This window comes from Acetomicrobium flavidum (assembly GCF_900129645.1).
Classification (GTDB): domain Bacteria; phylum Synergistota; class Synergistia; order Synergistales; family Acetomicrobiaceae; genus Acetomicrobium; species Acetomicrobium flavidum.
Map to the genome: position 1 here is coordinate 1,887,168 of NZ_FSQZ01000001.1, position 20,282 is coordinate 1,907,449.

The window sequence follows — 20,282 nt, forward strand, 5'->3', positions numbered from 1 at the left end:
TTTCTTAAAATTGACAATATATCACCTTAAGCAGCATTATCAACGGATTACAGCCCAGCCACATATCCGTATTTTTCCACGAACTGCTGCGGCGTCATGTTGGCGATGCGCGACATCTTGTTTAAGAGGAATTCCGATTCGAAGTCGCCCCTTTCCAGGCGGATCATGTATTCCTTGGCAATTCGGTATTGCAGCGAATTTGTATCCACGAGCCTGATCCTCATCTTGCCCGTGGTGGGGTCTACTATTTCATCGAAGGGTATGGGCGTCAGTTGGTTGTTTTGTATGGTGATCACAGCATTGGTGCCGCCGCCTGCCAGAAACTCGAAGGCACCGTAACCCAAGTTTCGGGTGTACTCCACGTCGAAGGGATTTGGGGGAGCGCATCTGACTTCGTATCCGATCTCCTTGTTTTGGACCGATATGGGGATGCCCATCTTCTTTAGCTCGCCGTTAAGCTGCTTTTTTAAGACGTCGGAGAAGTTGATCTCGGCATAGCGGACGTGCCCGTAGTCGTCCTTTTCTATGGAATCTATGGCCGCCAGCTCCTGAGAGGGGATTTTGGAGATCAGCCCTTCGGCCGCCACTATCACGCCATGGTCCTTTTCCAGGGCAAGTCTTTTTATGATGGCGCCGCTCATTATATCGATGACGTGCTTAAGGCATATGGTGTCTCCCTCGAACTCCTCTGGTATTACGGTGAGCGTGGCGCTGGCACTTTTGCCTATGCCTAAGGCCAAATGTCCGCTGGAACGTCCCATCGTTACGACCAGAAACCAGCGGCCCATGGTCTTTGCATCCTCCATTAGGTTCATCACCAGCTCGGCACCCAGTGCCCTGGCCGTCTCAAAGCCAAAGGTGGGCAGCCCCTCGGGCAAAGGCAGGTCGTTATCTATGGTCTTTGGGACGTGGACGAAATGGATGTTTAAGCCGAGCCTTTCCCTGGCAAACTCAGACAGCTTGTAGGCAGCGTAGGCCGTATCGTCCCCGCCGATGGTGACTATATGGGTGACGCCAAGGTCGACCAAGTTTTCGACCACTGTCTTTAGCGTCTGTTCGCTTTTTGTGGGGTTAAAGCGCGACGTGCGCAGTATGCTTCCTCCCTCGGTGTGGATGCGGCTTACCATGTCTATGGTAAGGGGGATGACCCTTTTATTGGCCGTTGCCAGACGGGAAAAGCCGTCGCAGATGCCAAGCACGTCCCAGCCGTTGTTTCGCGCCTCTATGGTGACGGAAGCTATTACGTTGTTTATCCCCGGCGCGGGCCCTCCGCCGCATATGAGGGCCAAGGTGTTGTCCTTAAAGTTCATGCGCGTTCCTCCTCCTGTGCGATTGCCTTCATAAATAACGGCAAGTTTATCGTATTTTAACTGCGTTTGCTTATTTTGTCCATGCGATCCGTTAGGTTGAAGGCCTAGAGAAAATTCGAGCTTGACATGAAGCTTTTTGCTTAAATGCGGCTAAAATATATTAGGCATTTCATGGTCTTGGGAAGGTGTATGAAAAGGTGAACGCAAAAGTAATGGCGATATACGAGGCCTTACTAAAGCATTACGGCCCGCAGGGATGGTGGCCAGTTGCGGGAAGTTACCATCCCGGAGATTACGGATATCCCAGAAACGAAGAGGAGGCCTTTGAGATCATCGCAGGGGCTGTGCTCACGCAAAATACGGCCTGGACGTCTGTTGAGAGGGCGCTTGAAAATTTGAGGCGCATCGAAGCGCTGAACCCTTGCAAAATCCTTGCTTTAAGCTTGGACGCGCTTAAATCGGCCATAAGGCCCGCAGGGTTTTTCAACCAGAAGGCGATTTATTTGAGGGAAGTCGCTCTCCTTTTTGCGGGATTGAAGGGAAGGACGCCATCCAGAAAGGAGCTTATGTCCGTCAAGGGCGTGGGAAACGAGACGGCTGATTCCATCTTGCTTTACGCCTACAAACGGCCGGAGTTCGTCATAGATGCCTACACGAAGCGCATTGCAACCGCCTTGGGCCTTGCCGAAAGAGGAGCAGGCTACATGGAGCTTAAAGATCTGTTTGAGTCAAACCTGCCCAGAGATGTCGCTCTTTATCAGGAATATCACGCCCTGTTGGTCGAGCATGCAAAGCGGTTTTACAGCGGCAAAGCTCGAGAGTCCTCAGGGGCATCTGTGGACTTTTTAAGGGATTTATCCTATTAGGGGTAGAATTTTGGCAAAGCCATAAGGTTTCGGCCTGAATACACCTCAATACAGAGGACGCTTTTTGTAATATTTTTGTTATAATAGTGAAAGTTGCGTAACCGCCTGATGTGGCTTTCGGCCAAAAAGGGCGGTTTGCTTTTTTATCAACGGAGGCGTGTTAATTTGAACTACATGATATTTGCGACGGTGAGCGTGGCCTTGATGCTTTCTTCGATTAGCGCTACGTCCATCGCCGTGGCTTTTCCCATAATTACGTCCTATTTCATGGTGCCATTGACCATAGCCGGCTGGATCATAAGCGTCTATCAGCTGGGCTTTACCGTTACGATGCCCATAATAGGCAAGGTTAGCGACGTGTTCAGCAGAAAGTCGACCTTTATTGTTTGTCTAGTGCTGTTCATCGTCTCCTCGGCGATGTGCGCTGTTGCCAAAAACATCGAGATGTTGATATTTTTTCGCCTGGTGCAGGCCTTTGGCGGAGGCGGATTCATGCCATCGGCCGTGGGCATCATATCCGAAGTCTTTCCCGAGTCGAGGCAAAAGATGATCGGGCTGTTTAGCAGCATCTTTCCGATAGGCCAGATCATAGGGCCAAACGTGGGGGGATGGCTGGTCGATTCCTTCGGCTGGAGGTCCGTGTTTTTAATCAACATACCCATAGGCTTGTTTGCCTTGATTTTGTCAGTCTTTCTTCTTCCTGCAGGCGAGCGGAAAAAGGGCAGCATAGACTTCCTTGGAACGGGGCTGTTGGGAATGTCTCTTGCAATGCTGATGCTTGGGCTGACGTTTTTGGGCTACGGCTCGGCGGCAAAGTGGGCATGGCCGTCCTTTGTGGCGTCCGTTGTCCTTGCCTTCTTGCTTTTAAGGCATGAAAATAAGGTCTCAGATCCCATCCTGGACCTCGATATCCTTAAAAGAAAGCCCTTTGTGGCGGCAAATTTTTATAACCTCATATACGGCGGTGCCGTGGTGGGCGTGTTGTCGCTTATTCCTACGTACGCTACGGCGATCTATGGCATGACGCCCTCGGAGTGTGGCCTGCTTCTTACGCCCAGGTCGGTGGGCATGATAATAGCCTCGGTCTTGACCAGCATCTACATCATGGAGTGGGGTTATCGCTGGCCGCTCATCATAGGCAACACAGCGACAGTCGTGGGGCTCTATTTGCTGGGCCTGGAGCCTGCCAGCGTGCTGTTTTTGTACCTCATCATGTTTCTGTTGGGCGCAGGTGTGGGGGTGTTGTCGCCGACGGCAAACAACGCCTGCATTGAGCTTCTTCCCGACAGGGCTGCTACCATAACCGGCATCAGGGGCATGTTTCGACAAATGGGCGGCGCGCTTAGCGTGACCATAGCCACATTGGTCGTCGAGACGGTTGGCGACCCCTCCCGGGGATTTGCCATCGTCTTTTTTGGCCTTGCCATTGCCTTCATCGCGGCAATGCCCTTGATCTTCATGATGCCAAGCAGGCCTGGCGCGGGAGTCGAGCGAAGCGGGCATGCTTTGAAACGCCAGGAGGCGACGGCGAAGGAACGGGTACAATGACGATAACACTGCAAAGGAGATGTCACGTCGATGTCTGTGGATGACCGCATATACAAGGAGCTGATCGAGCTTGTTCGCATTCCAAGCGTCACGGGTTCCGAGGGTGAAGTCGAGATAGCAAGGCACATATATGATAGCCTGAAGAAAGAACGCTACTTCATGGAACATCCGGGCCACTTAAATATTGTGCCCGGCCCTGACGGCCATCGCCATTCGGTCGTTGCCTTGGTTCGTTCTTCCTTGAACGTGTCCGACACCGTCCTTTTCATCGGACATTTAGACGTGGTGGGGGCTGAAGTGTACGGAGACTTGGCGGACAAGGCCTTTGACCCCGAGGCCTTGGCGCAAGCTATGGCGAGCCGACCCATGGATGGGCAGGCAAGGGCCGACCTTGAAAGCGGCAACTGGATCTTTGGCCGTGGCGTCATGGACATGAAGTGCGGTGTGGCCCTGGAGCTTGACTTGCTCAAGGAATTTGCCCGCACCCCCTCGCTTTTTGGCGTTAATGTCGTCGTTGCTTTGGTCTTTGACGAGGAGGGATCAAGCCAGGGCATGATTTCGGCCTTGCCCTTTTTGGCGGATTTGGCCGAGCAGGAAGGGTTGCATTTTATCGGTGCCGTAAACACCGAGCCGACCGATGCCGGCCTTCCCGGTGCCCCAGGGCCCGGATATTTTTTAAGCACCATGGGAAAGGCTTTGGTGATGACCTACGTCATAGGAAAAGAAGCGCACGGTGGAAGCTATTTTGGCGGACTTAGCGCGTCGCTTTTGCAGAGCTTCATCGACCTGGAAATTGAAGCGCGCCCCGAGGTTTGCGACGTCCTTGGTGCAAGCGTCACGTTGCCGCCCTTTGTGCTCAACCGCGAATGCAGGCAAAAGGAAGTGTACTCGGTTTCCATTCCCCACCTGAGCATGGCCTACTTCAACGTCTTTACCGTAACTCGAACGCCCGGCGACGTGCTTGAGCTCTTTAAGGAGGCTGCCGGCAGGGGGGTAAAAAAGGCCTTAGACTACATCGACGCTTCCTATAAGGAAATGAAGAGTTTTGGCTACGCTGGAGCGGCACGGGAAAGAGCCGACGTTTCGATAATTGACTTTGCGGAGCTTCGCCGTCAGGCGGCCCGCAACTACCCCGGCGACTTTGAAGGGGCAGAACGCGAGATGGCCTTAAAGCTCAAATCATCAGGCAAGGACTTAAGGGAGCAAGGCATTGCATTACTTGAATGGGAGATGTCCTGGCGGGATAAAAAAGGGCCTGCCATTATAATAGGGTTTCTGCCTCCGTTTATGCCCCATCGATCAAATTACGGCCGAACGGAGGTGGAACTGCGTTTTAATCGTGCTGTCGAGGCTACGGTATCTTACGCCGAAAACGTCTTTGGCAGGCGCTTGATGGAGTGTCCCGCCTTTGGGGGTTTGTGCGACTTAAGCTACATAGGTTGCGAAATAGATGAAGGCGAAAGGCAGACCTTGAAGGAAAACACCCCCGGTTGGGGCGTTATATACGACCTTCCCTTTGATCTGATGGAAAAGCTTAACATGCCCATAATAAACCTGGGCCCCTTGGGGAGGGGAGCACATACGTGGCTTGAAAGGCTTGAGCGCGATTACGCCTTGGGCGAGCTGCCTCAGCTGCTGCGACAGTTTCTAAGGGAGCTGGCACGGGAAGGTCATTGAAAAATTTATCCCATTACGCAACAAAGCAGCAATTACGCAAAAGGCGTAACGTAGAGCAAAAGGGTTATTAAAACGTATGACCTTTGATTAATTCAATCCGGATAAAGCAGCGAGGCGCTGTCTAAAGGTTCGCAGAACGAACCGCCACAGCAGCACTAAGCCTTGTCCTGCTTGATGGTTTTGGCGATAATACATCAGTTCATTGTTCAGCAACAACATAATGTTAACCTGTTAAATTAAATTTCAAATATAAAGAGTAGCCACCTGTATTATTCTTGCGAATGATATGATGTTAAACGAACATCAGGCCTCTTGTTGTTGAAGCAGCAAGTTTTAGGAGGTGTCGCAATGTCCGGATTTGAATTAGAGTTACCCGATGATTTGGTCATGTCCATAAAGCTTCCCAGAGAAGAGATGCCTGCACGGCTAAAAAGAGAGCTTGCCTTAAGATTATATGAGAAAGGTCTTTTAAGTTTTGGAAAGGCTCGCGAGCTTGCAGGGATGACAAAGTGGGAGTTCTCCAAACTTTTGGGGGAAGAAGATATCGTGCGTCATTACGATCTTGAAGAGTTAAGCGAAGATCTAAAGGTTTTGGAGGAATTAGATTGACAGTGATCTGCGATTCCTCGGTGTTGATTGCATTGAGCTCGATCGATTCACTCAGCTGGACTATGGAGAGGCTGAAGTTATTGCCTTGGCTCTTGAGATGGGAGCCAGATTAGTTTTACTTGACGAAAAGGAGGCCCGAGAGTTCGCTAGGAAACTGGGCTTAAATAAAAAAGGCCTTGTCCGACGCTCCTAAAAACGCAGGCTTTCCGAGATGTCTGGTTGATGTTATGGAAGAAAAGGGAAAGATTGTACTGTTTAACGAGAAATTTGCCTCATGGGAGGAGGCGCTCGAGGCGTTTATCCTCTTCAGGAAGGCCGAAGGATACTCGAAGCGGACGATCGAGGACTACCGCTACCACATCGCGCACCTGTTTAAAGAACGCCCGCAGGCCTGGGACCCGGCATGCCCGAGCAAGGCCAAGGCGGCGGTGCTTTCCTATCTGGCCCAGGACGGCATCGCTCCCGCCACGTTTAATCTGAGGCTGAACTACATAAAGGCCTTCTTCTCCTGGCTGGTGGCTGAAGGCGCTTTCCCGGAAAATCCGGCATGGGGGATCAAAAGAAGGAAGGCCGAACCGAGGATCGTCCAGCATCCGGCGGAAGTCTTGGAAAAGCTGCTTAAGCTTCCGGACAAGTCGACTTACTGCGGCAAGCGCGACTACGCCCTTATATGCCTTTCGATCGACACGGCGATAAGGCCGGGCGAGGCGCTGGCTTTGACCCTTGACGACGTGGATTTAGACGATCTGACCGTGCTGGTTCGAGCCTCCGTCTCAAAGACGCGAAAAAGCAGGATATTGCCCTTTTCTCTTGAGACGGCAAAGGCCCTGCAGGCCATGATCTCAATGCGGCCGAAGGAGTGGGACACGAAGCTGCTTTTTACCAACCACGAGGGAGACATGTTAACCGTTTCCGGCTGGAGGCAGAAGCTGCAGAGGCACTACGCGCCAAAGCTCGGCCTTAAGCGCCTTTCGCCCTATGACCTGCGCCACGACGCGGCCGTTTATTTCCTTAGAAACGGCATGAACCCGTTTGCCCTTCAGGCCATCATGGGACATTCAAACTTAGAGACCACGAAGCATTACATAGCGCTGGTCGAGGCCGACATCCGCGAGGCACAGGAAAAGGCATCGCCGGTGAGAAGATTGATAGGGAAGAACAAGAGGGTGAGGTAATGATACCGTAGCAACTTTAGGCATATCCAGCCAGCATGTACTTGATTTTGTAAGTGATACAATTGGTTTATACAAAAAATTAGATGAGGTGGAGGATATAATGCTTGATGATATTAAATTCTTATTTGACCTGATAGACAGGTTTTATAAAAAGAAAACGGAAACCAAAGAGAAACAAAACTTCGATAAGGTCTTAACAGCTATTTACAAACTAAGGAACTTGAGGAAAAGCGGCACAAATACAGTCGATATTGAAACTTTACAACGTGATGCGGGGCTTAAAAAACTAGATATCCTAAATGCTATTGAAGCAGCAAAAGAAAAGGGATGGATTACTGATACTGTAGACCAACAAAAGATACATCATTTATACTTAAAGGCAGATGGGGCACTCTATGTTGAAGGCTTGCTTGAGGAAGTCCAAGAAAAAGGATCTAGGTAAGTCACTACCTTTGTTTGCCAGCGGAGGCCTAGAAAAATGAAAGAAGTGCGTTGGGTTAAAGAAATCGTGGCGCCTGCCATCGAGGAAGGCTTAAAACGCTCCGAATACAACCTTTCCGTTCGTGCCGGTTATAAGCTTCCTTACGCTTACGAGATCAAGTCATATAAAGGCACGTCCCCACATCATACGGAGTCAATGGAATATGAAACCGACCTTTTGATAGTCGAAATTTGTGAGCAGGACAAATGGATTCCGAGGGTCGTGGTGGAGACCAAGAAAAACGGTCAGGTAACGACTCACGACGCCATAACGTACAGCCATAAAGCAATGAGTCACCGTCAGGTTCATCCTTACCTGCGTTACGGCATCCTCCTCGGCGAAAATAAACACTACGGCCTGCCCGGAAGGCTCGTCAGACACGGGACTCAGTTTGACTTCATGATATCTTGGGCAAAAGAAGAACCTACAGATTACGAGCTCAATAATTTCATTGAGATGCTGCTAAAAGAAGTCGAAGCATCTAAGAAACTCGAGGAGATTATTTACAAGTCGCGGAAGAAGTCAAGAGGCATATACACGATGCTTCATAAAGAACTCAAGGCTGTTCCCGAAGAAAAAGAAAATTGATACTTTCCCTATTGAAATGCAAATTTACTCGGCCCTTTGCGGTGGCCTCTCGCACCAAAATATAAGAAGGCCACCCCGGAGGGCCGATCAAATTTGTCGTTACCGGCACCTCTCCCACAGCCTTGCCAGGAAGGTGGGGCCGATATATTTGCCTTCAAGTTTTAATATTTTAATACCACAAAAAGCTTCTAGCTCGCAAGGCGCACAGATACAGCCTAAGGGCCCTTGCCCGCCGCTATTTGGTCTCCATGCAGGCCATGGAGATAAGGCTCAAAGAGCTGGGGTTGGTGTGCAAAGATATGCATGGGGCGGTATAATTTTTCTATCAAAAATAGCGGAAGGAGCAAAAGCAAAAATGAGGAATTTATATAATCGTGCACTTAGGAAAATTATCAAGAAATCTTTCCCAATTTGGCAAAGACTTGGATTCCACATTACCACAAATCACTTTTATGAACCTATACCAGATACTAGAACTTTAAAGGAAGAGCTGTGGTCAAATTTATCCGATCTAGTTGGCATTGATGTTAATGAAATTAAACAATTTGAACTCTTGCATTATTTTTCTGCTAAATTTAAGAAAGAGTATGAAGCATTTCCTAGATATAAGACTCCAATTCCTCACCAGTACTACGTAAATAATGGGGCTTTTGAATCTGTAGATGGTGAAATCTTGTATTGTATGATTCGCTATTTTAAGCCAAAAAAAATTATCGAGATTGGGTCCGGTAATTCTACGTATTTATCTGCACAAGCTATCCTTGCAAATGAAAAGGAGGATAAAAATTATAGATGTAAATTAATAGCAATCGAGCCATATCCAAATAGTGTTTTACGGGCTGGTTTCCCCGGTCTATCTGAATTAATACCCGAAAAAGTTCAGGATATTCCTTTATCGAAATTCAGTGAATTAGGAGAGAATGATATTCTTTTTATTGATTCAAGTCATGTACTAAAAATTGGCAGTGATGTGCAATATGAATTTCTTGAAATAATCCCTAGGCTTAATAAAGGCGTTGTTATCCATATTCACGATGTGTTTTTACCCTCGGAGTATCCTAAAGAATGGGTGTTAAATAGGCGTATATTTTATACAGAACAGTACCTACTCCAAGCCTTTCTTGCTTTTAATAGCAAGTTTGAAGTTTTATGGGCTGGCAGTTATATGCACCTAAAATATCCAGAAAGGTTAGAAAAGGCATTTAGTTCTTATAACAGAAACAAAGTTTGGCCTGGCAGTTTCTGGATAAGAAGAAAAGAGTAAAAAGTTCAAAGACAAAAAGGGAAAATTAAGGTTATTTTGATATAAATCTCTATCGCTTCACCTTCCTCACCGACACAAGCTTGTCGACAGGTGAGGCAGGGGTGTGTTGTTCTTTTATGTCGCCTAGCGTGTAGGCTACGTAACGTTTGGTCATTGCAAGATCGGTATGTCCCATAATACGCTGCAACGACAGCAGATCTCCAACCTTTCGCAGGTAAGAGAGGGTAAGGGCGTGGTGTAAGTCGTAATCCTTTAAACATACTTTTGCCTGGTAGCTCCAGGAGCTGTTTTAAGGCGTCATCTTCGACCGAGACAATACATTTCATCGTCTTTCCTCTTTTTGAGGCCTTCCAAGGCGTCTGGACGGCAGCTTTTCATGTTGACCGGCCTCAACTGCCGAAGACGCAAAACCGTCCATGAAAGATAAACGCCGGACTTGAATATCGTTGAGAAATAGAATATAAACTAACTGGAATAAAAACATATTACACAATAGGAAGGGAGGAAAGACCTTACATCTCGGAAAGATGCTGATTTCTAGGAGTCATTTAAAGCACTGCCTTATAAAATCCAGGCCGACGCTCCCAAATTTGGACAAAAAAATTCCCGACAGGCCAAGAAGGCTGTCAGGAACTGATTTCTGGTGAGCCGTGCAGGATTCGAACCTGCGACACTCGGCTTAAAAGTCCTAGGGACTACGGTTATGTCTTGTAGCGCTTGACGATACATTATCGTACTCGTCCAAGAGACAATTGTGAAGCCCTATCACGGGAAGACGGATATCAATGATCATCGTCATGTCCCCATTATTCCCTTTGATATTTGATGGAGTATAGATAGTTTTCTTTGCTGGCCATGGTATATTTGTTACGTCAGACTGAACAGACTTTGCGAGAATGGGGGAGGATGCCCGTGAACCTGGCTCAGGCTTTTATCGGCTTAAGTCCTGTGGTGCAGGCGTTATTGGCGACGCTTTTTACCTGGGGTGTTACGGCCCTTGGTGCTGCAGCGGTGTTTTTGACCAAAGAGGTGAGCAAAAAGCTGCTTGACAGCATGCTTGCCTTTGCCGGGGGCGTCATGATAGCGGCAAGCTACTGGTCCTTGCTTGCGCCCGCTATAGAGATGTCCGAGGGAAAGGGCATTCCGTCGTGGATTCCGCCTGCCGTGGGTTTTTTGGCTGGCGGGGTGTTCATGCGGGCCATCGATATGGTCCTTCCTCACCTTCACATAGGGTTGGAAAGGTCCGATGCCGAGGGAATCCAGACATCGTGGCGGCGCAGCACCTTGCTGGTGCTTGCCATAACTCTTCATAACATCCCCGAAGGCCTGGCTGTCGGCGTTGCCTTTGGAGCGCTTGCGTACGGGCTGCCCACGGCATCTCTGGCCGGAGCCGTATCTTTGGCGTTGGGCATCGGTCTTCAAAATTTCCCTGAAGGCTTTGCCGTCTCAATGCCCTTGCGCCGCGAGGGCGTTTCTCCAAGAAAATGCTTTATGATGGGTCAAATGTCGGCGGTGGTTGAACCCATCGCAGGCGTCATAGGCGCCTGGGCCGTGATGATCGCTCAGCCCATACTTCCTTACGCGCTTGCCTTTGCGGCGGGAGCGATGATATTCGTGGTGGTCGAAGAGGTCATCCCCGAAGCACAGCGTAGCGGTGAAACCAACATCACCACCATGGCTGCCATGCTAGGCTTTACCATAATGATGGTCTTGGATGTGGCGCTGGGGTAGTGGTAAATCTTTATTAAGATTGCCTATAATAGCGTTTTTAGGGTGAGAATATGAGATTTACAGCGGTTATAACAAAAGAAGGAAAATGGTACATAGCTCATTGTGTTGAGCTTGGGCTTGTTAGCCAAGGAAGGACTATAGAGGAAGCTCAAGCGAACCTAAAAGAAGCTGTGGAGTTATATATAGAAAGCTTTGGGCGTGAGGATTTGCTGGAAAGTAGCTGTGAAGTGATACTATATCCCTTTGAGGTTGCTATGGGTGAGTAAACTGCCGGTTCTGTCTGGAGAGGAGTTAATTAAAGCTCTTCTAAAGGCTGGTTTTACAATAGTTCATCAAAGGGGAAGCCAGGTATCAGAGGATTGAGGGCCTACCGTTCATTTAGTGGTTTTGTAATGGTAGACCCCAAGGATTTGAGGAAGATTGCAATGGCAAGCTTCATGCAGTCCTTGAAGTTCCAGGGGGAAAGGCCGGTGACGGACTCTAACTTTTTGAGGCGATAAAGAAGGGTGTTTCGATGCAGCGATAGGCTTTTTGCGGCTTCGTTCGTCCTGAATGAATGGTCGCACCAGGCGCAAAAGGTCTCGATGAGCTGGTCAGAATCGGGATGGGCAGTTAGCTTGCCGAGGATTTGCTCTACGAAGTCTTTTTGTTTCTTTAAAGGGATGGAGGCGAGGGCGCATTCCATGATGATGTCGCTTGCTGAAAAGCAGCGCTCGCCTTTTTGGCGAATCTTTTTGCCCAAGGTCAAGGCCTCTCTGGCCCTCCTGTAGGATTCGGCAAGCTCTCCGATGTCTTTAGCCGGTTGCCCGATGCCGATCGAGACGGCAATGCCTTCTTTGGAAAGCAAGCTCATGCATGATCGGCACAGCTCGAAGACGTAACGTTCAAATTTGTCGTCGTCAAGCTTGCGGTCGTTGACGAGAAATGCGCATGCAGAGAAGCTGTTTAAGGGACAAAAGACGTTTTTGGGATGGTGAAAGGTCTCTTTTAAGCGGTCCAGCACACGGCGCATCGTGGATCCCACCTGTTCGCCCACGTAGGATTCAAGCTCTACGATCATAGCTATGCGGCACAGTTTAAGGTCGTAGCCGAGCTCTTCGCCCTGCAGCAAAATAAGCGTCTCGTTTCCGTAGGCAGGGTTGAAGGACGCTAAGCTTTGGGCCAAATCGGAAAGCGCCCTTTCGCGAAGCATGTTCTGCTGTATGAGGGCCTGTTGTCGTAACATTATTTCAGCCTGCTTTTGCACGAGCAACCCGAACTTTTTGACCTCGTCGGGGTCGCCTGCTATGGCGATGGACCCGACAACCTCTTCGGCCAGTAAGATCGGCAGCGTGAAACCAGGTTTTACTCCGGACATCTTTGATGCCTCGGCTTCGGTGGTCACGAGGGGCTTCCTTGATTTCATGACCTCAAGCGAAGGTATGTGGCAAACTCCGATTCGAGACGCATCGTCGCACCCGATTATGATCCCCCTGTCGTCGGTAACCAAGACTCCGTGGCCGATGATGTCGCTTACCGTCACGGCAATATCCTGTGCCACCTGATTTAACATTTAACACACCTCTATCTCAAAGACACAGCAAATGCATTATGCATCCGCCTTATATAGAGATAATTATAACATATATATTTATGCCATCACCCAATGTTTTTTGAGCATCGCTATTTTACAATATTCTTAAGTCATTACGCGCGAGGAGGGGCTCGTCATGAGGTTGGAGTTACATAAGGTAAAGGTGCGCGACGTCCGTTGGGGCGACGTCACCAAGGTCCAAGAAGGAGTCTTGTACGTAGACAAGACGTCCGCCTTGGAGGCGGTAAAAGACGACGCCTTCGCCAAGGTCGACCTTGAGCTTGCAAGGCCCGGCGAAAGCATAAGGATAATCCCGGTCAAGGACTGCATCCAACCGAGGGTGAAGTTATCGGGCGGAAAGGAATACTTTCCCGGCTTTTGTGCCCCCTTACAAAGGGCGGGTAGCGGTGCGACGCTCGTGCTTGACGGCGCTGCGGTCGTGACCTGCGGGTCCATCGTGGCCTTCCAGGAGGGCTTCATCGACATGAGCGGCCAGGGAGCACGCTACACGCCCTTTTCTGAGACCAACAACGTAGTCTTAGTCGTAGAGCCGACCGACGGCCTGGATAAGCACAAATACGAAGCCTCCCTGCGAACAGCGGGGTTAAAGCTGGCTGTCTATTTAGCCAAATGTTGCATGGACTCAAGGGCCGACGAAATAGAGACCTTTGATAAGGGCCCGATCGCCGAAGAAAATGCGAAATACCCGGGGCTTCCAAGAATTCTTTACGTATGCATGTCCATAGCCCAGGGGCTGCTTCACGATACCTACGTCTACGGAACGGACGTAAAGATGAGCTTTCCCTTCTTGCTTCACCCAAACGAGGTCTTAGACGGCGCCGTCGTGTCGGGAAACTGCGTCTCGGCCTGCGATAAAAACACGACCTATCACCACGTAGATAACCCAGTCGTGCGCGACCTGTACGAGCGCCACGGCAAGGACCTTAACTTCCTTGGCGTGGTGGTTTCGCCTGAAAGCACCGTCTTGGCGGGAAAGGAAAGAAACGCCAGGATGAGCGCTGCCATAGGAGCAGAGCTTGGCGCCAACGGGGCAGTCATAACCGAGGAAGGCTACGGCAACCCCGATACCGACCTTTGCCTTACGGCCAAATATTTCGAGGAAGCCGGCATCAGGACGGTCGTCATCTCAGACGAAGCAGCAGGTACGGACGGCAAAAGCCAGAGTTTGGCAGACGCGACGCCCGAGATGAATGCCTTTGTCTCGACGGGAAACGTGAATGAGATGATCGTCGTGCCGCCGATGGAAAAGGTGATCGGCGATCCTAAGGCCATAGCCCTGCTTTCGGGCGGTTCTGCCGAATCCTTGCGGGAAGACGGCTCCATGTACGTTGAGCTTCAGTCCGTCATCGGCTCAACAGTGGAAATTGGCTACAGCCGGGTCGGCTGCGAGTGGGTATAAGGGGGGAAGTGCGATGTCTTACCGCGTGGTTTGCTACATAAACCAATTTTACGGAGGAAGGGGAGGAGAGGAAGTTGCCGATTTCAGACCTGAGCTCGTCGAAGGTCCCGTGGGGCCGGGGCTTGAGCTTCAAAGGTTGTTTGGCGACGAAACAAGGGTGATAGGCACCGTCATCTGCGGCGACGGCTACTACGCCGAACACATCGAAAAAGCCCGTGCCGAGTGCATAAAGATCGTCGAAGATCTAAAACCAGACCTTTTCGTGGCGGGCCCTGCCTTCAACGCCGGTCGCTACGGCGTGGCCTGTGGCGACATATGTGCCGCCGTAACGCGAAGCTTGGGCATACCTTCCGTCACGGGCATGTTTCCCGAAAACCCGGGCGTTGAGCTGTACCGTGCCCAAACGTTCATCGTTAAAACCGAGAACAGCGCCAGGGGCATGAAGCAGGCGTTGGCGAGCATGGCGCGCCTCGGCCTTAAGCTGTTAAAAGGCGAACCAGTCGGCCCCGCATATGAAGAAGGCTACATCCACCGCGGCATACGCAAGAACTTCTTCAAGGATAAAAGAGGATCGCTTCGGGCCATCGACATGCTGCTTCAAAAAATCGCAGGGCAAGAATTTCGCACGGAATATGAGATGCCCGCCTTTAAAAAGATCCCTCCGGCGCCTCCTATCAAGGACTTAAAGCGCGCAACCATAGCCCTGGTCACCTCGGGCGGGATCGTGCCGAGGGGCAACCCCGATAGGCTTCGCGTTTCCTCGGCCGAAAGTTATGCCAAATACGACATCTCGGGGCTGAATAACTTGACTCCCGACGAATTTGAGTCGATCCATGGAGGATATGACCGGATGTGGGCAAACTTGGACCCCGACGTGGTAGTGCCCTTAGATGTCATGAGGGAGCTTGAAAGGGAAGGGGTGTTTGGCAAACTTCATCCTTATTTATATACGACCACGGGAACGGGGACATCTGTAGCAAACGCCGAGCGATTTGGCCAAGAGATAGGCCGCGAACTGAAAGAAGCTGGCGTGGACGGCGTAATTTTGACCTCCACCTGAGGGACGTGCACCCGATGCGGCGCATCGATAACGAGGGAAATAGAAAGGGTGGCCCAAATCCCCGTTGCCCAGATCGCGACGATAGTGCCCATAATGCTTACCGTGGGGGCCAATCGGATCGTGCCGGGCGTTGCCATACCTCACCCTGTGGGCAACCCCGAGGCAGGCCCCGAGGAGGACAAAAAGACGAGACGCAAACTCGTGCTTCGGGCTTTAAAGGCCCTGCAGGCAGATATATCCGAACAGACAATATTTGAATCCTAACACTGTGGGGGGTTACCTTAAGGGGGGAAAGCTCGAGGCCATCCCCGAAGCACAGCGTAGCGGTAAAACCAACATCACCACCAGGCTATCATTCTAGGGTTTGCCATGATGATGATCTTGGATGTGGGGGTGGGGTAAAAATCGGGGAGATGCATGGCGATCTCCCCTTGTGTCAAGCCCTGCTTATTTAACGGCTTTTATCACGGCGCTGCCGAAGGCCCCGTCAAGGAGGTCGAAGTCGACAGAATCGGTCTTTGCCTCGTCTCCAAGCATGGACTTTATCACGTCTTTGCTATATACGTGTTCCACGGATATCGTGATGTCCTTAAAGCCGACGTGGGCGAGCGTTTTGTTCAATTCGTCGACGGGCATGGAGCCGGCTATGCATGACACCCAAAGATCTGTCATCTGTCTGACGCTGTCGGGCACCTCCTTTAACGTAACTATGTCTGCTATGGACAGGTGGCCGCCCTTCTTTATGACCCTGTAGATTTCCCTGAAGACCTTCTCCTTGTCCTCCGACAGGTTTACGACGCAGTTTGAAATGACCACGTCGACGGATTCATCGGGCAGGGGGATATCTTCGATATAGCCTTTAATAAACTCCACATTCATAAGCCCCGCCTTTTTCCGGTTTTCCTCGGCGAGGGCAAGCATGTCGTCCGTCATGTCAAGGCCGTAAACCTTTCCGCTGTCTCCGACGATCTTTGCTGCCAAGAATGCGTCGATGCCGCCGCCGCTTCCCAAATCGAGCACCACGTCGCCTTCCTTTAGATCGGCAAATACCAGCGGATTGGCACACCCCTGAGATGCCGCCAAGGCTTCCTCGGGCAGTCCCTCAAGAAACTCTTCGCCGTAAATGAGCGGTGCGTTTGCGATGGGCCCGCAGCATGAGCCGCTGCAGCAGCAGGAATTTCCCTTTTTTGCATTCTTTGCTAACTTTCCGTAAAAATGTCGTATCTGCTTTTTTATGTCTTCACTCACGGTAACAACCTCCCGATCTTTGGGTTACTGTTTTATTATACTGGTTTTAAATGAAGGTGTGTCGCTCAAATTTAGTATAGGTGCTTTGTCTTATTTCTTGCGATATGTGATAAAATATTTTGGCCTTTTATGCCCTATTTCTTTATGTGCGTAAGTGATATTAATTATCTGACATAATGGAGGATTAAAAGATGAATGACTCCCTTGTCAAAACCCCTTCGTGGCCGGCGTCTTTGATCGCTTTCGGGTTTTATTTTTCCCTCTTTTTCGATCCCTGGGGTCCCATCCCCAGGTATTTGGGATGGCTTTTTTGCATCATCGGGATAGTCGGCATGTTTATCCTTCGAAGCCCACAGCTTCGCAGGCCGGTTTTGGACCCTGCGGTTAAAATCATTATATACGTGATGATAATATGGTCTGTTTTTACCACGCTGCTTAACTTTTACGGATGGTACCATTTTGGCAAGGGGATATCAAACCCTTTGGAGGCCGTCTTTGGCATATGGCTGACGGCGTTCGTCGTGTCTAAAGAGGGGACGGGGCGTCTTCAAAAGGTGTGGTGGGCTTCGAGCGTCCTGATATTCGTAGCCTGTATTTTGCAGGCAGTGAACTTGCTTAACTTTAGCGTCTTTTCTCATCACAACACCCTTGGTTTGTACGCCGTCGTGACCCTTCCCATGTCACTTAACTTTGCGGTTCGAAGATACGACAGCAGGCTGCTAAACGTCTTTTCTTCTTTGACGGTTGTCCTTAATTTAATAGCGCTCTTTCTAAGTTTCAGCTCCGGTCCCTGGCTGGTGGGCGGGATAGAAATATTGCTTTTCTTGATAATAGCCCGTCCCGGGAAATACGGCTTATTTAAGGGGTTATTGATTCCCCTTTTAATTACGGCCATTTTGGGATTTTCGTTTGCTTTAAGTCAACCTACTTACCTTGACCTATTTAAACGAGAGATATCTCAATTGATATCTTTCTCGGGGGATTTCTCGAAATTTACCACCAATCGCACCCGCATATGGGAAAAAACGGCGCATTTGATCTCCCAAAAGCCCATTACGGGATGGGGGTGGATTAGATACAAGACCTTGTTTTTGAAGAGTAATTTTGAAGCGATACCAGGAGTAGGCATTCCCGTAGAGCCTCACAACATGTACATTCAGCTGCTGACTTATGGAGGTTTTCCGCTTCTTATCATCGTCGTGGGCTTGATGCTGCGCGGTGCATGGCTTGCCTGGAGAAAATTTAAAAGCTGCAAAGGCGAAAATAAGTATCTTTACGCTGCAGTCCTTGCCACAATATTGGCTATCTTGGTCTATAGCATGGGAGGAAGTGTCTTTGCCGCCAGACAAAAGATCGGATTCCTCTTCTGGGCCTTGTATGGCATCGCCGTGGCACTGCCGGGAAGGGGCAAAGGTGAGGTTTAAAAGAGGTTGTGATGGTAAAATTTTGATATTTGGCCTATTTTGCCCACATGGTAGACGACTGCGCAAGGTAAATAAACTTGGGTATAATGGATTTGTCGTGGTGGACAAATTGTGTCTTTAAAACGTAAAGACATGCCCGTGTTTCACATATTGAAAGGTATAAGGTCACATTGAAGCTTTTAGAGGTATTGTCATCCACATTTATGTATCTACGTTAAAGCTGCCCGCGACCAAGGCGCCCTCCTAAAAGCCAAATCTAATTATATTTGCCAAAGATGCCCAAAGTAAGGTAAAATGTTAATGGGTCATGGTAAGTGTGCTATCCTGTTGACGTGCGATTTTTTTATTCAATCTCACATTGCTTTAAATTAAGTACTAGGCATTGGAGGTTCATTATGAAGGCCTTTCGGAGAAATTGTGCGTTGAAGTTATCTGTTGATTGGTTTCTTTCTTGTGTTTTATGTGTTTTGCTGGCTTTTTATTTGCGGTTTGAAGGTAGCGCCTTCGCTTATGTACATTTGATATTTCCTTATATGTTTGTGTCTACGGCGGCTTTATTCGTTGCTGAATTTATCTGGCGACTCCCCCTGCGTTCTTGGCGAAGCACGGGAATACCGGATCTGATGGCGTTATTAAAGGCCATGATATTTTTTGGTCTATCCGTTTCTGGGTTATGTTTCGTCGGTGGTACGACATTTCGGGTGCCGCGGAGCATCCCCATTATACATGCCTTTCTATCGATGCTTGCTTTAGGCGGGGTGCGGATGTCTTTTAGATGTTTCTGCGAGCATCGAGGTCATCAGATCTCAGGCCAATGTAACGAAGCTAAAAATGTATTGATAATTGGCGCCGGTGAGGCAGGAACGATGATTGCCCGCGAGATGCTTCGTCATCCCGAGGCAGGACTGAAGCCCATCGGTTTCTTGGATGACGACCCAGCAAAGAAGGGCATCAGGATATTAAATCTTCCCGTCTTTGGCCCCATTGCCTCCTTACCCGAAGAGGTAGAGAGGCACAACATACAGGAGGTTTTAATAGCAATACCTTCCGGTGATGGTCGCCTTGTGCGGCGAATTGTGGATTTGTCTCATAAAGTCAACGTCTCTTATCGAATTATCCCGGGAGTTTATCAGGTCCTTTCCGGAGCCGTCTCCATATCGCAAATTCGTAAGGTGGACATAGAAGATCTACTTGGCAGGAAACCTATTAAGCTCGATATTGACGCCATATCGAAATATCTAAGGGGCAAACGCATCCTCGTGACGGGGGCGGGGGGATCCATAGGATCTGAGATCGTCAGGCAGGTTGCGTGTTTCGACCCTGAATTTATGGTTCTTCTTGGAAGGGGTGAAAACAGCTTATTTGAGCTTGAACTTGAGATCAAAGCTTCATTTCCGGACCTCAAGTATAAATTGATCATCGCGGATGTTCAGAATCGTCAAAAGCTTGAAAGCGTCTTTAAGGAAATTAGACCTCAAGTAGTGTTTCACGCTGCAGCACATAAACACGTTCCCATGATGGAAGAAAATGTTGACCAGGCCATAATAAACAACGTAGGCGGCACAAAAAACGTAGCTGAGTTGGCGCTAAAATGGGGTGTAGAGCGTTTTGTAAACATCTCGACGGACAAGGCCGTTAACCCAACATCCGTCATGGGAGCCTCGAAGCGCATCGCCGAGATGGTCGTGCGCTACATCGCTTCAAAGGCAAAGCCAGGGCACACCTTCGTTTCGGTGAGATTTGGGAATGTCTTGGGAAGCAGAGGCAGCGTAATTCCCATATTCAAGCGTCAGATAGCAGGGGGTGGGCCAGTAACAGTGACGCATCCTGAGATAAAACGTTACTTCATGACCATCCCTGAGGCCGCACAGCTCGTTTTGGAAGCCGCGGCATTGCCATATAACGGAAAAGTCTACGTCCTAGATATGGGCGAGCCCGTTAAAATCAAAGACCTGGCGGAAGATCTCATTAAGCTGTCAGGATTTACGCCCTACGAAGACATCGATATAGTTTACACGGGATTAAGACCAGGGGAGAAGCTTTTCGAGGAGCTATTGACGGCAGAGGAGGGTACCGTACCGTCACCCCATGAGAAGATCTTCATTGCCAATCAAAACGACATCGACGAAAGCTTTTGCGAGAAGCTCGATTATTTACTTAAGGTAGCTCATGAAGGGGATGTTGAAGAAATCATAGCCACGATAAAATCGATCGTTCCCAATTTTAGAGTCGATAAAGAAAAAGTTGCCCTGTCAGACAGGATCACTATAAAGAATATCTAAAAATACACCTCCAGCCTTGTGATGAG

At 49.5% G+C, this 20,282-nt stretch carries 18 protein-coding genes; 14 read left to right on the forward strand and 4 right to left on the reverse strand.

From position 1 onward, the window contains the following. Positions 1–47: 47 nt before the first annotated feature. Positions 48–1,310, reverse strand: a complete 1,263-nt coding sequence (gene pfp, locus BUQ78_RS09300) for a diphosphate--fructose-6-phosphate 1-phosphotransferase (RefSeq protein WP_074200019.1) — start codon at positions 1,308–1,310, stop codon at positions 48–50. A gap of 197 nt (positions 1,311–1,507) precedes the next feature. Between pfp and BUQ78_RS09305 the strand changes: the two genes are divergently transcribed. The 8 genes from BUQ78_RS09305 (at position 1,508) to BUQ78_RS09340 (ending at position 9,518) form a co-directional block, all read left to right on the forward strand. Beyond that, positions 1,508–2,176: an endonuclease III domain-containing protein gene (locus tag BUQ78_RS09305; RefSeq protein ID WP_318259610.1), complete on the forward strand. Its 669-nt coding sequence runs from the start codon at positions 1,508–1,510 to the stop codon at positions 2,174–2,176. 174 nt (positions 2,177–2,350) lie between these two features. Continuing rightward, a complete protein-coding gene (locus BUQ78_RS09310; RefSeq protein ID WP_318259655.1) occupies positions 2,351–3,724 on the forward strand; it encodes an MFS transporter in 1,374 nt (457 codons plus the stop codon). Positions 3,725–3,754: 30 nt separating this feature from the next. Beyond that, complete coding sequence (locus BUQ78_RS09315; protein ID WP_074200021.1) at positions 3,755–5,401, forward strand: M20/M25/M40 family metallo-hydrolase; 1,647 nt, start codon at positions 3,755–3,757, stop codon at positions 5,399–5,401. Between the two features lie 348 nt (positions 5,402–5,749). Then, complete coding sequence (locus BUQ78_RS09320) at positions 5,750–6,010, forward strand: UPF0175 family protein (RefSeq protein ID WP_074200022.1); 261 nt, start codon at positions 5,750–5,752, stop codon at positions 6,008–6,010. 176 nt (positions 6,011–6,186) lie between these two features. Then, entirely contained in the window at positions 6,187–7,185 is a 999-nt protein-coding gene (locus BUQ78_RS09325) for a tyrosine-type recombinase/integrase (RefSeq protein ID WP_084532336.1), read from the forward strand. 100 nt (positions 7,186–7,285) lie between these two features. After that, the gene (locus BUQ78_RS09330) at positions 7,286–7,627 is read left to right on the forward strand and encodes a hypothetical protein (protein WP_074200023.1); all 342 of its coding nucleotides are present in this window, start codon (positions 7,286–7,288) and stop codon (positions 7,625–7,627) included. A 36-nt stretch (positions 7,628–7,663) separates the two neighbouring features. Then, entirely contained in the window at positions 7,664–8,254 is a 591-nt protein-coding gene (locus BUQ78_RS09335) for a hypothetical protein (RefSeq protein WP_074200024.1), read from the forward strand. Positions 8,255–8,402: 148 nt separating this feature from the next. Next, the gene (locus BUQ78_RS09340) at positions 8,403–9,518 is read left to right on the forward strand and encodes a class I SAM-dependent methyltransferase (RefSeq protein WP_200779709.1); all 1,116 of its coding nucleotides are present in this window, start codon (positions 8,403–8,405) and stop codon (positions 9,516–9,518) included. Positions 9,519–9,567: 49 nt separating this feature from the next. Here the strand turns inward: BUQ78_RS09340 and BUQ78_RS10050 are convergent, their stop codons facing one another. Continuing rightward, on the reverse strand, positions 9,568–9,705 hold the full coding sequence (locus BUQ78_RS10050; RefSeq protein ID WP_159432098.1) for a hypothetical protein: 138 nt from the start codon (positions 9,703–9,705) through the stop codon (positions 9,568–9,570). A 719-nt stretch (positions 9,706–10,424) separates the two neighbouring features. Between BUQ78_RS10050 and BUQ78_RS09345 the strand changes: the two genes are divergently transcribed. Beyond that, positions 10,425–11,249 (forward strand): ZIP family metal transporter, encoded by an 825-nt coding sequence (locus tag BUQ78_RS09345; RefSeq protein ID WP_074200025.1) that lies wholly within the window; start codon positions 10,425–10,427, stop codon positions 11,247–11,249. Between the two features lie 50 nt (positions 11,250–11,299). Further along, positions 11,300–11,515 carry a type II toxin-antitoxin system HicB family antitoxin gene (locus tag BUQ78_RS09350; protein WP_074200026.1) on the forward strand — a complete coding sequence of 72 codons (216 nt, stop codon included), beginning with the start codon at positions 11,300–11,302 and terminating at the stop codon, positions 11,513–11,515. A gap of 101 nt (positions 11,516–11,616) precedes the next feature. Here the strand turns inward: BUQ78_RS09350 and BUQ78_RS09355 are convergent, their stop codons facing one another. After that, positions 11,617–12,801 (reverse strand): CdaR family transcriptional regulator, encoded by a 1,185-nt coding sequence (locus BUQ78_RS09355; protein WP_074200027.1) that lies wholly within the window; start codon positions 12,799–12,801, stop codon positions 11,617–11,619. Between the two features lie 157 nt (positions 12,802–12,958). Between BUQ78_RS09355 and BUQ78_RS09360 the strand changes: the two genes are divergently transcribed. Together BUQ78_RS09360 and BUQ78_RS09365 are read left to right on the forward strand one after the other, a co-directional pair. After that, positions 12,959–14,242 (forward strand): glycine/sarcosine/betaine reductase component B subunit, encoded by a 1,284-nt coding sequence (locus tag BUQ78_RS09360; protein WP_074200028.1) that lies wholly within the window; start codon positions 12,959–12,961, stop codon positions 14,240–14,242. A gap of 13 nt (positions 14,243–14,255) precedes the next feature. Continuing rightward, positions 14,256–15,566, forward strand: a complete 1,311-nt coding sequence (locus tag BUQ78_RS09365) for a glycine/betaine/sarcosine/D-proline family reductase selenoprotein B (protein WP_084532338.1) — start codon at positions 14,256–14,258, stop codon at positions 15,564–15,566. A gap of 183 nt (positions 15,567–15,749) precedes the next feature. On the opposite strand, the gene arsM is transcribed toward BUQ78_RS09365, so the two are convergent. Continuing rightward, the gene (gene arsM, locus BUQ78_RS09375; protein WP_074200031.1) at positions 15,750–16,550 is read right to left on the reverse strand and encodes an arsenite methyltransferase; all 801 of its coding nucleotides are present in this window, start codon (positions 16,548–16,550) and stop codon (positions 15,750–15,752) included. A gap of 191 nt (positions 16,551–16,741) precedes the next feature. Between arsM and BUQ78_RS09380 the strand changes: the two genes are divergently transcribed. Together BUQ78_RS09380 and BUQ78_RS09385 are read left to right on the forward strand one after the other, a co-directional pair. Next, positions 16,742–17,974 carry an O-antigen ligase family protein gene (locus BUQ78_RS09380; protein WP_074200032.1) on the forward strand — a complete coding sequence of 411 codons (1,233 nt, stop codon included), beginning with the start codon at positions 16,742–16,744 and terminating at the stop codon, positions 17,972–17,974. 395 nt (positions 17,975–18,369) lie between these two features. After that, positions 18,370–20,256, forward strand: coding sequence for a polysaccharide biosynthesis protein (locus tag BUQ78_RS09385; RefSeq protein WP_074200033.1), 1,887 nt, complete (start codon positions 18,370–18,372; stop codon positions 20,254–20,256). Positions 20,257–20,282 lie beyond the last annotated feature (26 nt).